Annotated in this window: 13 protein-coding genes; 11 read left to right on the top strand and 2 right to left on the bottom strand. The window is 66.3% G+C overall.

Annotated elements, in window-relative coordinates:
- Nucleotides 1–42 precede the first annotated feature (42 nt).
- Nucleotides 43–1,434, bottom strand: a complete 1,392-nt coding sequence (locus BLV92_RS32345; RefSeq protein WP_177197955.1) for a class I SAM-dependent methyltransferase — start codon at nt 1,432–1,434, stop codon at nt 43–45.
- A 644-nt stretch (nt 1,435–2,078) separates the two neighbouring features.
- Between BLV92_RS32345 and BLV92_RS14550 the strand changes: the two genes are divergently transcribed.
- The 3 genes from BLV92_RS14550 to groL all read left to right on the top strand — a co-directional run bounded on the left by BLV92_RS14550 (nt 2,079) and on the right by groL (nt 5,733).
- Entirely contained in the window at nt 2,079–3,236 is a 1,158-nt protein-coding gene (locus BLV92_RS14550) for a porin (protein WP_090545995.1), read from the top strand.
- Nucleotides 3,237–3,758: 522 nt separating this feature from the next.
- A complete protein-coding gene (gene groES, locus BLV92_RS14545) occupies nt 3,759–4,049 on the top strand; it encodes a co-chaperone GroES (RefSeq protein WP_090545993.1) in 291 nt (96 codons plus the stop codon).
- A 43-nt stretch (nt 4,050–4,092) separates the two neighbouring features.
- Nucleotides 4,093–5,733 (top strand): chaperonin GroEL, encoded by a 1,641-nt coding sequence (gene groL, locus BLV92_RS14540; RefSeq protein WP_090545991.1) that lies wholly within the window; start codon nt 4,093–4,095, stop codon nt 5,731–5,733.
- A gap of 132 nt (nt 5,734–5,865) precedes the next feature.
- Here groL and thiD read toward each other — a convergent pair whose 3' ends face one another.
- Nucleotides 5,866–6,726, bottom strand: coding sequence for a bifunctional hydroxymethylpyrimidine kinase/phosphomethylpyrimidine kinase (gene thiD / locus BLV92_RS14535; protein WP_090547102.1), 861 nt, complete (start codon nt 6,724–6,726; stop codon nt 5,866–5,868).
- Between the two features lie 245 nt (nt 6,727–6,971).
- Between thiD and BLV92_RS14530 the strand changes: the two genes are divergently transcribed.
- The 8 genes from BLV92_RS14530 to BLV92_RS14495 all read left to right on the top strand — a co-directional run bounded on the left by BLV92_RS14530 (nt 6,972) and on the right by BLV92_RS14495 (nt 14,038).
- Nucleotides 6,972–7,142 (top strand): rubredoxin, encoded by a 171-nt coding sequence (locus BLV92_RS14530; protein WP_025527884.1) that lies wholly within the window; start codon nt 6,972–6,974, stop codon nt 7,140–7,142.
- Nucleotides 7,143–7,345: 203 nt separating this feature from the next.
- Nucleotides 7,346–8,875, top strand: coding sequence for a hypothetical protein (locus BLV92_RS14525; protein ID WP_090545990.1), 1,530 nt, complete (start codon nt 7,346–7,348; stop codon nt 8,873–8,875).
- A gap of 340 nt (nt 8,876–9,215) precedes the next feature.
- Nucleotides 9,216–9,794 carry a YqgE/AlgH family protein gene (locus tag BLV92_RS14520; protein ID WP_090545988.1) on the top strand — a complete coding sequence of 193 codons (579 nt, stop codon included), beginning with the start codon at nt 9,216–9,218 and terminating at the stop codon, nt 9,792–9,794.
- Nucleotides 9,791–10,225: a Holliday junction resolvase RuvX gene (gene ruvX / locus BLV92_RS14515; protein WP_090545987.1), complete on the top strand. Its 435-nt coding sequence runs from the start codon at nt 9,791–9,793 to the stop codon at nt 10,223–10,225. Before BLV92_RS14520 ends, ruvX begins: the two co-directional genes overlap by 4 nt.
- Nucleotides 10,222–10,758, top strand: coding sequence for a bifunctional pyr operon transcriptional regulator/uracil phosphoribosyltransferase PyrR (gene pyrR / locus BLV92_RS14510; RefSeq protein WP_090545985.1), 537 nt, complete (start codon nt 10,222–10,224; stop codon nt 10,756–10,758). Before ruvX ends, pyrR begins: the two co-directional genes overlap by 4 nt.
- A 99-nt stretch (nt 10,759–10,857) precedes the next feature.
- A complete protein-coding gene (locus BLV92_RS14505; RefSeq protein ID WP_090545982.1) occupies nt 10,858–11,868 on the top strand; it encodes an aspartate carbamoyltransferase catalytic subunit in 1,011 nt (336 codons plus the stop codon).
- A gap of 60 nt (nt 11,869–11,928) precedes the next feature.
- Nucleotides 11,929–13,203, top strand: coding sequence for a dihydroorotase (locus tag BLV92_RS14500; RefSeq protein WP_090545981.1), 1,275 nt, complete (start codon nt 11,929–11,931; stop codon nt 13,201–13,203).
- Between the two features lie 49 nt (nt 13,204–13,252).
- On the top strand, nt 13,253–14,038 hold the full coding sequence (locus tag BLV92_RS14495; RefSeq protein ID WP_090545979.1) for a lysophospholipid acyltransferase family protein: 786 nt from the start codon (nt 13,253–13,255) through the stop codon (nt 14,036–14,038).
- The last annotated feature ends 7 nt before the right edge of the window (nt 14,039–14,045 follow it).

The following is a 14,045-nucleotide window of genomic DNA, read 5'->3' as shown; positions in this document are numbered from 1 at the left end:
GTCTACGACAGGGGTGTTACGCCGATTGGCTTTCGGACCGGATCAAGTCGTCGGAGGGAAGCCGTACTGCATGATCATCGCGGCAATCTGCGCGTCGTTGCCGCCGTTCCAGTTGTAATGCATCAGCGATGACGCTTCCGCGCCCGGCCACATGACATTCTGCCAGTGACGCCCGACGCGGCGCACCTTGCTGCCCGCCAGTCGCCCCATCCAGAACAACCATATATCGTCGGCGCGCGGCGCGAGGCGTTTGAACTGTTCGTCGTCGAGCACCTGGGGAGCCAGCGACTTCGGCGGATATAGAACACCACAAACGCCGGTCGCGAACAAGTCGGGACTCTCCTCGTCGTCCTGGTATTCGTGCTGCCACTGCATGTATGGCAGCGGTTTTCCGTCGGCATCGAACCTGATCCGGTGCGCGCGCCGGCACAGGATTTCCGAGGGCGAGCGGTAGCAGGCGACCAGCGGCTCGATCACGTCGAGCGGATAGATCTGGTCGTCGTCCAGCGTCAGGATAAAACTGTCTGGATAGCGTTTTAGCGCCGGAATGATCTTCTTGTACGAGCCGATGTCGCTCGTAATCTGGATCGAGAGTCCGTTGCGCTGCAACTGGACAACGCCGTCCGGAAGATGCTCGCTGTCCTTCGCCGAAATCCACAGCACGGTTTCGTCGGGCGTGACGCTCTGCTGCAGGATGCGGCGAAGCGTCAGTTCGAGCGTCGGAAAGCGCTTTTCGTACGAGGTGAGCGATACGACTAGATGTCCGGGCAACGAGTGTCTTCGGGAAGGGCGCTTCTCGAAGATATAGAAGTCCGCAAAGGACTCGTTCTGCGGATCGTCGACGAGGGGATACCGGTTCGGGATGTGCCGGATCAACTGGAAGTTGGCGTGGTATTGCTCTACCCAGTCGGTGAATTTGCGATGCTTGACGTGTTCCGCGGGCCAGTCGCCGTCGTAGTTCGACGAATAGATGATGACGTAGCGTCCGGCCGAGAAGAACAGGCGGCGCATGTATTCGTGGAACACGTCATCCTCGATCAGATGAAAGATGACGTCGAGCGACAAGGTCAGATCGGCCCGTTCGTGCCGGTACTGCCCGGCATGGCGGAACGCGCGCGTCTCGTTTTCTCCGATTGCGTTGCGGCAAAGCGCGACGCTTTCTTCGGCTACGTCGAAGCCCAGATACGACGGATAACGCGCCAGCCTGAGCTGGGCGCCATCGCCACAGCCGAATTCGATGACCGAATCGACGTGGTGTTCTTCGACGAAGGCATTGAGGATTTCCGCCTTGAACTCGGCCAGTCGGCCATATGAGCCAGCGCCGGAATTGCCGCCCGCGCGGTAACGCCCGGACCAGTAAGCGGCGCTGTCGAATGGCTTCGGCTGTTCGGGCTGGGGCTGTTCGATCGGGGTGCGTCGTTGCCAGATTTTCATCGCGTTAATCCAACTCTCCCGTGCCACGTTACGAGCGAACCGTAAGATGCCGGACGATGTTATCAGATTAATCTGACGGAGAACGACTCGGCCGGATGACCCGTCTGTATGACTGGCGTGGAGGAGCGACGGAGCAGGATCGCAGCGCCATGTGAATTACGCGGCCCATTTTTTTGACCGGACCTTCGAATGGAAACGAATTCTGCGATTGTTGATTAATGGCTGTCGAGCCTGAATATTCTATTCATTTAAAGAAATAAAAAATGGCATCATCCGCAATGGCAAATCATTCCATCCGTCTGGTGAAATCTGTCTGGAATTCTTCAGGGCGGCGGAGCGTAGCACGTGAAGTTTCGTCAAATCAATCTATTCCTGACAACAATCAAATTCTCGCAATGAACGGCTACGTGGCGTACAGGCAACAGCGTCGCGCCGCGCGGCCTTCCGGACTGCGACACGATATCGCTTTATATACAGATAATTAACCCCGCCTGTCCGCGATATTTCCAGATTTCACAAATGTCTGTTCCAGGCCGGATCAACGGCCATTCATTCGCGTGCCACGTAGACTTCGCCCGGAACTGCCGGAGCGGTTTCAACGAGTGAAGCCATTCCGGGCGGTTTGCATGTCAAATGGGAAAGTCATGAAGAAAACTCTGATTATCGCCGGCGTTCTCGGCGCATTCGCCGCCTCGGCTCACGCACAAAGCAGCGTCACGCTGTACGGCTCGCTCGACGCGGGCATCGTCTACGCAAACAACGCCGGCGGCCACAGCAACTGGCAGCAAGGCAGCGGCTCGGTCTCCGATACGTACTTCGGCCTGCGCGGCAGCGAAGACCTCGGCGCCGGCCTGCACGCGATCTTCACGTTGGAAAACGGCTTCGACCTGAACAACGGCAAGTTCGCCGAGAGCAGCACGATGTTCAACCGCCAGGCGTTCGTCGGCCTGCAAAGCGACCGCTTCGGCGCCGTGACGCTCGGCCGTCAATACGACTCCGTCGTCGACTACCTCGCGCCGATCGCCGCCGTCGGCAACACGTACGGCAACAACCTGGCCGCCCATCCGTTCGACAACGACAACCTCGACCACTCGTTCTCGGTCAAGAACGCGGTCAAGTTCCAGAGCGCGAACTACGCGGGCTTCAAGTTCGGCGGCCTGTACGGCTTCAGCAACGACGCCGGCCAGTTCTCGAATAACCGCGCATGGAGCGTCGGCGCATCGTACGGCAACGGCCCGCTGAACTTCGCTGCCGCCTACCTGCAACTGAACAATTCGCCGACCTCCGCGAACGCGGGCGGCGCGGTGTCCTCGGGTCAGGGCAACAACTTCAACCTGACGGCCGAAACGCAGCGCACGTTCGGCGCGGGCGTCAACTACGCATACGGTCCGGCGACGGTCGGTTTCGTGTGGACGCACACGCAGTATGAAAACCTGCTCGGCGGCTCGCAGGGCGGCGACGCGTTCGTGATCCCGACCGGCACGAACCTGCACCTCGACAACTTCGAACTGAACGGCCGCTACGCGCTGACGCCGGCGCTGGCTCTCGACGCCGCGTACACGTACACGGACGGCAAGGTGAAGGGCTCGAACGGCACCGGCGATCCGAAGTGGCACACGGTTTCGCTGAAGGCGGACTACTCGCTGTCGCGCCGCACCGACGTGTACGTCGAAGGCGTGTATCAGCATGCGTCGGGCGAACTGGGCAACGCCGGCGCGAACGTCGCGATGATCAACACGCTGACGCCGTCGACCGGCCAGAACCAGGTTGCCGCCGCAGTGGGTCTGCGCCACCGGTTCTGAACGATGCCATGAAGCGCGGCGCGGATCGGCCGGTCCGCGCAGCGCTTCGCATCCAGGCATGATGGGTCCCGCAGGCCCGGCGCGCTCACGAGGCGTGCCGGGCCTGCGGGCTTTTTAAGCGCCTGTTGCAGCAAACCCGCGAGGGCCGTGAACGAACCTGGAAAGGCTACATTTCCCTTTCGGTTTGCGCCGCGTATGCGGTACATTCGCCGAGCCTCGTTGTCGGGAGCATGCGAAGTCTTGATAGGGGTTTACGCTATGGAGCGTCCGCGACCTGGCCTCATCATCCGCAACTCTGTCGCGATCCCGGCCGTTTCCTGCAAGATCGCGTCAATTTCGCTGCGGTTGCCGGTCTGCCGCTCTTCACCAGCTTCTCCCACCCCCGTTCTTGAATTTGTCACTGCCCCTCCATATAATTAGCACTCACCGCACGAGAGTGCTAACAACATTTCCCGCCCGGGTTCTCCGAGGCGGGTTTTCTTGAGTGTCCTTCAAGTCCCAATCAAGAGAGAGGATCTATCCATGAACCTTCGTCCTTTGCATGACCGCGTGATCGTCAAGCGCCTCGATCAGGAAACCAAGACCGCCTCGGGCATCGTGATCCCGGATGCGGCCGCAGAAAAGCCGGACCAGGGTGAAGTGCTGGCCATCGGCCCGGGCAAGCGCGACGACAAGGGCGCGCACATCGTGCTCGACGTGAAGGTCGGCGACCGCGTGCTGTTCGGCAAGTATGCCGGCCAGACCGTCAAGGTCGACGGGCAGGAACTGCTCGTGATGCGCGAAGAAGACATCATGGCCGTGGTGAACAAGTAAGTTCGCATCGCTACCTATCCCAAAGAATTCAAGGAGTTAGAAGATGGCAGCTAAAGACGTCGTATTCGGCGATTCCGCTCGTGCCAAGATGGTCGAAGGCGTGAACATTCTCGCCAACGCAGTGAAGGTCACGCTGGGTCCGAAGGGCCGCAACGTGGTGCTGGAGCGCAGCTTCGGCGGCCCGACCGTCACGAAGGACGGTGTGTCGGTCGCGAAGGAAATCGAGCTGAAGGACAAGCTCCAGAACATGGGCGCGCAGATGGTCAAGGAAGTCGCGTCCAAGACCAGCGACAACGCCGGCGACGGCACGACGACGGCGACGGTGCTCGCCCAGTCGATCGTCCGCGAAGGCATGAAGTACGTCGCATCGGGCATGAACCCGATGGACCTGAAGCGCGGCATCGACAAGGCCGTGACGGCCGCGATCGAAGAACTGCGCAAGATCAGCAAGCCGTGCACGACGAACAAGGAAATCGCGCAGGTCGGCTCGATCTCGGCGAACAGCGACTCGTCGATCGGCGATCGCATCGCTGAAGCGATGGACAAGGTCGGCAAGGAAGGCGTGATCACCGTCGAAGACGGCAAGTCGCTGTCGGACGAGCTGGACGTGGTCGAGGGCATGCAGTTCGACCGCGGCTACCTGTCGCCGTACTTCATCAACAACCCGGACAAGCAGGTCGCCGTCCTCGAAAACCCGTTCGTGCTGCTGCACGACAAGAAGGTGTCGAACATCCGTGATCTGCTGCCGGTGCTGGAGCAGGTCGCGAAGGCTGGCCGTCCGCTGCTGATCATCGCTGAAGACGTCGAAGGCGAAGCGCTCGCGACGCTGGTCGTCAACAACATCCGCGGCATCCTGAAGACCGTTGCCGTGAAGGCGCCGGGCTTCGGCGACCGTCGCAAGGCGATGCTGGAAGACATCGCGATCCTGACCGGCGGCCAGGTGATCGCGGAAGAAACCGGCCTGACGCTCGAAAAGGCGACGCTGCAAGAACTGGGTCAAGCCAAGCGCATCGAAGTGGGCAAGGAAAACACGACGATCATCGACGGCGCCGGCGAAGCGGCGAGCATCGAAGCGCGCGTGAAGCAGATCCGCACGCAGATCGAAGAAGCGACGTCGGACTACGACCGCGAAAAGCTGCAGGAACGTGTCGCGAAGCTGGCGGGCGGCGTTGCGGTGATCAAGGTCGGTGCCGCGACCGAAGTCGAAATGAAGGAAAAGAAGGCACGCGTCGAAGACGCGCTGCACGCCACGCGCGCAGCCGTTGAAGAAGGCATCGTGCCGGGCGGCGGCGTCGCGCTGATCCGCGCGCGTCTGGCGATCGCCAGCGTGAAGGGCGACAACGCCGACCAGGACGCAGGCATCAAGATCGTGCTGCGCGCGATGGAAGAGCCGCTGCGCCAGATCGTGACGAACGGCGGCGAAGAAGCCAGCGTCGTAGTCGCGGCAGTCGCGGCCGGCACCGGCAACTACGGCTACAACGCGGCGACCGGCGAGTACGGCGACCTGGTTGAAGCCGGCGTCGTCGATCCGACGAAGGTCACGCGCACCGCGCTGCAAAACGCGGCATCGGTCGCCGGCCTGCTGCTGACGACGGACGCAGCGGTTGCCGAACTGCCGAAGGAAGATGCTCCGATGGCGGGCGGCATGCCCGGCGGCATGGGCGGCATGGGCATGGACATGTAATAGCGGCTCGCGCCTCTATTGCATCGAAGTGCAGGGAACGCGTCGCGAGACGCGTTCCCGCCAAGAAAAAACCCGCAGCGATGCGGGTTTTTTCTTTGGTGCCTGGGGCGGCGCGGCGTAGTCAGCGCGACGTCAGTGCCTCGCCTCGCCGGACGGTGCGCCCTTCTTGTCGCCGGCCGGCGTGTCGTCGTCGTTGCTGCGCGCCCAGAAAAAGCGGTCCGGCAGCCACGCGCCCATGCCCGGACGGAACGCGTTGCGCACCGCCTGATACACGTACTCCTGCGCTTCGCGCACCGCCTCGGCCGGCTCCTGGCCGTTCGCGAGCAACGCCGCGATCGCCGCGCCGAGCGTGTCGGCCAGGCCCATCATCGGCTGCATCGCGCGATCCCACAGGTCCTGGCGCAACTGGCCGTCCTCGCTGAACAGCGTGTTCACGATGCGATGCGTGCCGGTCTCGGTGGACAGCACGTATTCGCACCCTTGCGACAGCAGATGCGAGATCGCCGCGTCGATGCTCGGCGCTTCCGCGTCGCCGTCCGGCTGCGCGAGCGCGAGCAGCGTCGATGCGTCCGCGACGAGCAGCGTCGTCTGCGGCGCGAGCAGGTCGGCGATCGTCTCGCGCAACTCGTCCGCGGCGAGCACGTGCTCGTCGTCGAGCGTGAAGTCCGGCACGAGGATCAGCGGGATGTCGTCGTAGTCGGCGACCACTTCGGCGATCGCGCTGACCACTTCCGCGCGCGCCGCCGCGCCGACCTTGAACGCGGCGATCGGCATGTCTTCCAGCAGCATCCGCGCCTGGGTCGCGACCGTGTCCGGATCGAGGCCGGTGACCTCTTCGCAGCCTGCCGAGTCGCGCACCGTGTAGCCGGTGAGCACGCTGACGCCGTGGCAGCCCATGCTCGCGAGCGTCAGCAGGTCGGCTTGCAGGCCGCCGCCGCCGGTCGGGTCGGACAGGCCGAAGGTGAGGACGATGGGAGGGGTGTCGCTGGACATGAACGTGGCGGCCATGAGTAGGTATCGCGGTGCGACGCGCGGGTGCGCGGCGAGTTCTCAATTATGCGGCTTTATCGGCGCGGCCGTGCATGAAAGCCGGTCCGCGCGACGGGTATTCGCGCGAACCCGCCGGCTTGCGCGGCGCGGGCTGCGTCGTCGCAGTTTGCTAGGCACCGGAACGGCAACACGGTACCATCATGGCTCCGATTTCCCCGATTACCTGGACTTTTCGACGCGGCATAAGAATGGAATACAGAAGCTGGATGTGCCTGATCTGTGGCTGGATCTACGACGAAGAAGCCGGTTTGCCCGAAGAAGGTATTGCGCCCGGCACCCGCTGGGAGGACGTGCCGATCAACTGGACGTGTCCCGAGTGCGGCGCGCGCAAGGAAGACTTCGAGATGGTCCAGATCTGAGGCTTCGCGCGCCGGCGCGCGGCGTTGCCGCGAGTCTCGTGCGATGAACGCTGTCCTGCGCCGGTTCCGGGCCGCAGGAAAGTCCGTCACCCGTGTTGTTGCGGGCCGCTGCGCGATGCAGTGACCGCGCCGCCTTCGCGCTGCCCGTGCCGCGCGAAGGCGGTTCGGCGATCCCCGCTCCGCAATCGTTTTCGTCATCGCCCATGACCGTTCGCCTTACGTCAGCATCCAGTCTCGAAGCGTTGCCCAATCCGCGCGGCGGCCATGTGCCGGCCGCGCAGTCGGCGCTCGCCGAGGCCGCGCGCGCGCTCGAACAGCACGGCGACGTGGCGACGCCGCTGCAGCACGCGGTGCATGCGCTGCACGACGCCGGCTGGTTCGCGGCCGCGCGTTTCGCGGACACGCTGCTGATCGCGTCGCCGCTCGCGGTCGCGGGCGCCGCGCCTTCGCAGGCCGGAGCGCCGGCTCGCGCATCGGCCGGCGCACACGCGGCGGATGCTGCCACCGCGCCTGATCGCGACCACGCCGGTGATGCGCGCACGCGTTTCGTCGCCGCGTTGCACGACCTGAGCGCCGCGCTCGACCGCCACAGCCTGAGCGAGATCGCATGCTCGCCGACGCTGTTCGCACATCAGCAGGCGCTGTGCGAGGTGCTCGCGCCGCATGCGCCGGGATTCGCGCTGGCGTTCGAGGACGTCGCGCTGGCCGGGCGGCCGGTGCCGCCCGCGCAACTGCGTCCGCAGCCGGGACAGCGTCTCGCGCAACTGCGCGCGCGTTTCGAGGCGGCGCTGCTGCCTGCGTTGAGAGCGCAGGACAACGGCAGCCGCGCGGCGGCCGCGTGGGCCGATGCCGCGTTCGGCGAAATGGACGCGTGCCTGACCGACCTAGCCGGTCCCGACCCATACGATTTCTGGCGCCTTGCGGCCGCGTGCGGCCGCGCGCTTCGGCGCGGCGCGCAGACGTCGGGCGAAACCGAAGCGCGGCGCTTCTATGCACGCTGCAATCTCGCGCTCGCGGATCACGCACGCGGGCTGCGGGTTGCGCCGCAATCGCTGGTGCGCTCGACGCTTGCCCTGCTTTGGCGCGACTACGCGCTGTTCGGCGCGTCGGCCGACGACACCGCCGACGTCGAACTGCTGCGCGACTACGGGCTCACCGTCGAGTGGCACGTCGCGGGCTCGCAGGATTCCGACGCGCTGTGGGAAGCCGGCTCGATGGAAGCGGATCAGGTTGCATCGCGGGTTGCGCCGACGCGCGAACTCGGCGCGCTCGCGGTCAATGCGAACGCGTATGAGGATTTCCTGCAGACCGCGGATGCGTCGATGGCCGCGCTGAACGAAACGCCCGGCGAAGCCGGCACGCCGGAGCGGGCGAGCGCCGCGCTGCTGAAGGCGGACGCCGCGTACCGGCTCGGCGCGAACGCATGGGCGCTCGGCCTCGGCCACGTCGCGCTGCTGGCCGACGCGCTCGGGCTCGCATGGCGGCGCGTCGCGCATGCGGCGGCCGGCGCGGCGTCGTCCGCGAGCGCGTCCGCGGCCACACCCGCGTTCGTCGAGCCGGATGCCGCGTCGCTCGAACACGCGGGCGAAGCATTGCGCGCGACGCTGCTGAAGGTGGCGGCGGGCGTCGCCCAGCCGGACGTGACCGCCGCCGTCGACGCGCTCGGCCGTGCAATCGGTCACCCAGTCGGCCTCTCAGCCGGCCACCCAGCCGGCCACGCCGGCGCGCGCTGAACGGAGACTTCGCCGCCGTTCGCGCGGACGAGGCCGCGCATTCCGACCGTCCTCTCGTCCCGTGCCTTTTCCCGCCTCCGTTCACGCTCGCCCGACGCAGCGCCGGAGCGGGTATCGGTCTTGCGCGGGCGCAGCGTGCCGGACTCCTTTCGCACACCGCGAGGCACCCACGGTCGCGTGTTAGAGTGAGCGCATTTCCCGCGCTGCACGGGGGTGCAGCGGAACGCACGGCCGGCCACGGCCGCGCGCTGCCGCGGCGTCAGCGACGTCCGCCTTGCCGGCCCGTTCCGGTGCCGTCACGCCGCCGCCATTCCGCATCGTCTTTGCTAGAATTCGAACCATGTCCAAGAGTAACGATCGCATCAACCTGACCAACCAGTTCCTGATCGCCATGCCGAACATGGCGGACCCCACGTTTTCAGGGACGGTGGTGTACCTGTGCGATCACAGCGAGCGCGGCGCGCTCGGTCTCGTTATCAATCGTCCGACCGACATCGACCTGCAGGCGCTCTTCAGCCGCATCGACCTCAAGCTCGAAATCGAACCGCTGATGCACGTGCCCGTCTATTTCGGCGGCCCGGTGCAGACCGAGCGCGGCTTCGTGCTGCACGCGGCCGCGGAGGGCACGAGCTACACGTCGTCGATGTCGGTGCCCGGCGGCCTCGAAATGACCACGTCGAAGGACGTGCTCGAAGCCGTCGCGAACGGCAACGGCCCCGAACGCTTCCTGCTGACGCTCGGTCACGCGGGCTGGGGCGCCGGCCAACTGGAAGACGAAATCTCGAAGAACGGCTGGCTCACCGTCGAGGCCGACCCGAAGATCGTGTTCGAGGTGCCCGCCGAGGAACGCTTCGAGGCGGCGCTCGCGCTGCTCGGCATCTCGTCGACGATGCTGTCGGGCGAAGCGGGTCACGCATGAGCGTCGCCGCCGGGCGTGAGGCGACGCTGCTCGCGTTCGACTACGGCGAAAGACGCATCGGCGTCGCGCTCGGCAACGCGCTCACGCGCAGCGCGCGGCCGCTGACCGTGATTCCCAACCGCAGCCGCGACTACCGTTTCGATGCGATCGCCGCGCTGCTGCGCGAGTGGCAGCCGGACCATCTGATCGTCGGTCTGCCGACGCATCCGGACGGCGCGCCTCACGCGATGACGCAGCACGCGAAACGCTTCGGCAACCAGCTTAACGGCCGCTTCAACCTGCCTGTGACCTGGGTCGACGAACGTTATTCGTCGGTCGACGCCGAGGCGCGGCTGCGCGAGCGCGGCGAGGACCTGGACCAGCTCGACGCCGAAGCCGCGTGCGTGATCCTTCAGCAGTATCTGGACGAACTTTCCGATTCGCCGACATGAGCAACCTGACCGACGTTCCCGCCGTCCCCGACGCCGAGGCGCTGTATCGCGCCGTCCTCGAACAACTGCGCGCCGCGCACGGCGACGCGTTCGGCCGCGCCGGCGGCGTCGCGCTCGCCGGGATTTACAGCGGCGGCGCATGGCTCGCCGGCCGGCTCGCGCGCGACCTCGGCGCGAGCGAGTGGGGCGTCGTGAACGTCGCGCTGCATCGCGACGACTACGCGAAGAAAGGTTTGCATACGCAGGCGAGCCCGACGTCGCTGCCGTTCGACGTGAACGGCAGCCGCATCGTGCTCGTCGACGACGTGCTGTACACCGGCCGCACCGTGCGCGCCGCGTTGAACGAGCTGTACGACTACGGCCGGCCCGCGTCGGTCGAACTCGCGGTGCTCGCCGATCGCGGCGGACGCGAACTGCCGGTCGCCGCGCGCTTCGTCGGCGGCGTCGTCGACGTGCCGCGCGGCGCGACGCTCGTGCTCGCACACGGCGACGACGACCGCTTCGCGTTCCACGTCGAGCCGCAGGACGCGTGACCACGTCACCACACCGAGCCCGACGCCGCGCCGCACGCGCCCCCCGTACTACCCGAATCCGGTCCTGACGGACGAACTTCCAGCGATGAACACCGACCGATGAACACTCAGCCCACTCCGGACACGGCTGCCGGGCCATTCCGCTACGGCTTCCTGAAGGGCAATCCGCAGCTCACGAAGAACGGCGAACTGAAGCACCTGCTGACGATCGAGGGCCTGCCGCGCGCGATCGTCACGCACATCCTCGACACCGCCGCGCAGTTCGTCAGCGTGACGGACCGCGAGGTGAAGAAGGTGCCGCTGCTGCGCGGCAAGTCCGTGTTCAACCTGTTCTTCGAGAACTCGACGCGCACCCGCACCACGTTCGAGATCGCCGCGACGCGGCTGTCGGCCGACGTGCTGAACCTGAACATCAACGCGTCGTCGACGAGCAAGGGCGAATCGCTGCTCGACACGATCGGCAACCTGTCGGCGATGCACGCGGACATGTTCGTCGTGCGCCACGCGTCGAGCGGCGCGCCGTACCTGATCGCGCAGCACTGCGCGCCGCACGTGCACGTGATCAACGCTGGCGACGGTCGGCACGCGCACCCGACGCAGGGGCTGCTCGACATGTACACGATCCGCCATTACAAGCGCGACTTCACGAACCTGCGCGTCGCGATCGTCGGCGACATCCTGCACTCGCGCGTCGCGCGCTCGGACATCCACGCGCTGACCACGCTCGGCGTGCCGGAAGTGCGCGCGATCGGCCCGCGCACGCTGCTGCCGGGCGGCCTCGAACAGATGGGCGTGCGCGTGTTCCACAACCTCGACGAAGGGCTGAAGGACGTCGACGTGATCATCATGCTCCGGCTCCAGAACGAGCGGATGAGCGGCGCGCTGCTGCCGTCCGCGCAGGAGTATTTCAAGAGCTGGGGCCTCACGCCGGAGCGGCTCGCGCTCGCGAAGCCCGATGCGATCGTGATGCACCCGGGGCCGATGAACCGCGGCGTCGAGATCGACTCGCAGGTCGCGGACGGCCCGCAGTCGGTGATCCTGAACCAGGTGACCTTCGGGATCGCGGTGCGGATGGCGGTGATGGGCATCGTCGCCGGCAACAGCGACTGAGCCGGCATCGAACGTAACGAGCGTAGTGAGCGTTTAAGCAGCGAACCACAAAGGCAGCGCATGAAGATTCATATCCACGGCGGCACGCTGATCGACCCGGCGAGCGGCACCGAACAGCAGCAGGACGTGTACGTCGCGGCGGGCAAGATTGTCGCGCTCGGCCGCGCGCCGGACGGCTTCCAGGCCGCGAAGACGATCGACGCGACCGGGCTCGTCGTCGCGCCGGGCCTCGTCGACCTGAGCGCGCGGCTGCGCGAGCCGGGTTACGAGCACAAGGCGACGCTCGAATCGGAGATGGCCGCGGCGGTGGCCGGCGGCGTCACGAGCCTCGTGTGCCTGCCGGACACCGACCCGGTGCTCGACGAACCCGGTCTCGTCGAGATGCTGAAGTTCCGCGCGCGCAATCTCGACCAGGCGCACGTGTACCCGCTCGGCGCGCTGACCGTCGGGCTGAAGGGGCAGGTCATCACCGAGATGGTCGAGTTGACCGAGGCCGGTTGCGTCGCGTTCGCGCAGGCGGACGTGCCGATCGTCGACACCCAGGTGATGCTGCGCGCGCTGCAGTACGCGAGCACGTATGGCTACGTCGCATGGCTGCGGCCGCAGGATGCGTATCTCGCGAAGGGCGTCGCCGCGAGCGGCGCGGTCGCGTCGCGGCTCGGGCTGTCCGGCGTGCCGGTCAGCGCGGAGACGATCGCGCTGCACACGCTGTTCGAACTCGTGCGCGTGACCGGCGCGCGCGTGCACATCGCGCATCTGTCGTCGGCGGCCGGCGTCGAGCTGATGCGCGCGGCGAAGGCCGAACGGCTGCCTGTTACGTGCGACGTGACCGCGAACCACGTGCATCTGATCGACAACGACATCGGCTACTTCGACGCGCAGTTCCGGCTCGATCCGCCGCTGCGCCAGCAGCGCGATCGCGACGCGATCCGCGCGGGCCTCGCGGACGGCACGATCGACGCGATCTGCTCCGACCACACGCCGGTCGACGACGACGAAAAGCTGCTGCCGTTCGGCGAGGCGACGCCGGGTTCGACCGGGCTCGAACTGTTCCTGTCGCTGACGACGAAGTGGGCCGACGAGGCGGGTCTGCCGCTCGCGAAGGCGCTCGCGCGCGTGACGTCCGCGCCGGCCGACGTGCTGAAGCTGCCTGCCGGGCGCATCGCGCCGGGCGCGGTCGCGGACCTGTGCGTGTTCGATCCGCGCGCGCACTGGCGCGTCGAGCCGCGCGCGCTGAAGAGCCAGGGGCACAATACGCCGTTCCTCGGCTACGAACTGCCGGCCGTCGTGCACCATACGCTCGTGGCCGGACGCGTCGCGTTCGAGCGGCGCTGACGCCCGCGCGCGGCGGCGAAGTAGTCACGCGGTTTTTGCCTATCCGATCATGATTCTGCTCATTCGCAAGCTCCGGCTCCTTACGCATCTGATGCGCGGCGTGGTGACCGTCGCCGTGCGCTTTCCGCGCGCGACCCCCCAGCAGCGCATGGAACTGAACCGCGCGTGGTCGCTGAAGATGCTGCGGCTGTGCGGGCTGAACCTCGTCGTGCACAACGACGGCGCGCGGCTCGACGCGGGCGCGCTCGTCGTCAGCAATCACGTGTCGTGGATCGACATCTACGTGATCAACGCGTGGCGACCGACGCCGTTCGTGTCGAAGGCGGAGATCCGGCAGTGGCCGGTGGTCGGTTATCTCGCGCATCAACTGGACACCGTGTTCATCGAGCGCGAGAAGCGCAGCGACGCGAAGCGCATCATGCACGAACTGGCCGCGCGGCTCGAACGCGGCGAGCTGATGTGCGTGTTCCCGGAAGGCACGACGTCGGACGGGCTCGCGCTGAAGCCGTTCCACTCGAACATGTTCCAGGCGGCGGTGTCGGCCGGCAAGCCGGTGCAGCCGATCTGCCTGATGTACGAGGACGCGCTCGGGCGGCAGTCGGTGGCGCCCGCTTATATCGACGACATTTCGCTCGGACAGTCGCTCGACGCGCTGCTGAGGGCCGGGCCGATCACCGCGCACGTTTATGTCGGCGAGGCGCTGGAGCCTGGCGCGGACCGGCGGAGTCTCGCGGCGCGGGCGGAGGAGACGGTGAGGGGGGCGCTGGAGGGGATGCGGGGGGAAGCGGGGGATGCGGCGAGCGAGATCGGGCGCACCGTCGCACAATTGCACTAGCGCGGCA

This window comes from Paraburkholderia caballeronis (genome assembly GCF_900104845.1).
GTDB classification, from domain to species: domain Bacteria; phylum Pseudomonadota; class Gammaproteobacteria; order Burkholderiales; family Burkholderiaceae; genus Paraburkholderia; species Paraburkholderia caballeronis.
This window is presented reverse-complemented; position numbering and strand designations above follow the sequence as displayed.

Bases quoted from the DNA above. Each gene is read 5' to 3' on its own strand.
- BLV92_RS32345 (WP_177197955.1), bottom strand. From the start codon at position 1,434: ATGAAAATCTGGCAACGACGCACCCCGATCGAACAGCCCCAGCCCGAA.
- BLV92_RS14550 (WP_090545995.1), top strand. From the start codon at position 2,079: ATGAAGAAAACTCTGATTATCGCCGGCGTTCTCGGCGCATTCGCCGCC.
- groES (WP_090545993.1), top strand. From the start codon at position 3,759: ATGAACCTTCGTCCTTTGCATGACCGCGTGATCGTCAAGCGCCTCGAT.
- groL (WP_090545991.1), top strand. From the start codon at position 4,093: ATGGCAGCTAAAGACGTCGTATTCGGCGATTCCGCTCGTGCCAAGATG.
- thiD (WP_090547102.1), bottom strand. From the start codon at position 6,726: ATGTCCAGCGACACCCCTCCCATCGTCCTCACCTTCGGCCTGTCCGAC.
- BLV92_RS14530 (WP_025527884.1), top strand. From the start codon at position 6,972: ATGGAATACAGAAGCTGGATGTGCCTGATCTGTGGCTGGATCTACGAC.
- BLV92_RS14525 (WP_090545990.1), top strand. From the start codon at position 7,346: ATGACCGTTCGCCTTACGTCAGCATCCAGTCTCGAAGCGTTGCCCAAT.
- BLV92_RS14520 (WP_090545988.1), top strand. From the start codon at position 9,216: ATGTCCAAGAGTAACGATCGCATCAACCTGACCAACCAGTTCCTGATC.
- ruvX (WP_090545987.1), top strand. From the start codon at position 9,791: ATGAGCGTCGCCGCCGGGCGTGAGGCGACGCTGCTCGCGTTCGACTAC.
- pyrR (WP_090545985.1), top strand. From the start codon at position 10,222: ATGAGCAACCTGACCGACGTTCCCGCCGTCCCCGACGCCGAGGCGCTG.
- BLV92_RS14505 (WP_090545982.1), top strand. From the start codon at position 10,858: ATGAACACTCAGCCCACTCCGGACACGGCTGCCGGGCCATTCCGCTAC.
- BLV92_RS14500 (WP_090545981.1), top strand. From the start codon at position 11,929: ATGAAGATTCATATCCACGGCGGCACGCTGATCGACCCGGCGAGCGGC.
- BLV92_RS14495 (WP_090545979.1), top strand. From the start codon at position 13,253: ATGATTCTGCTCATTCGCAAGCTCCGGCTCCTTACGCATCTGATGCGC.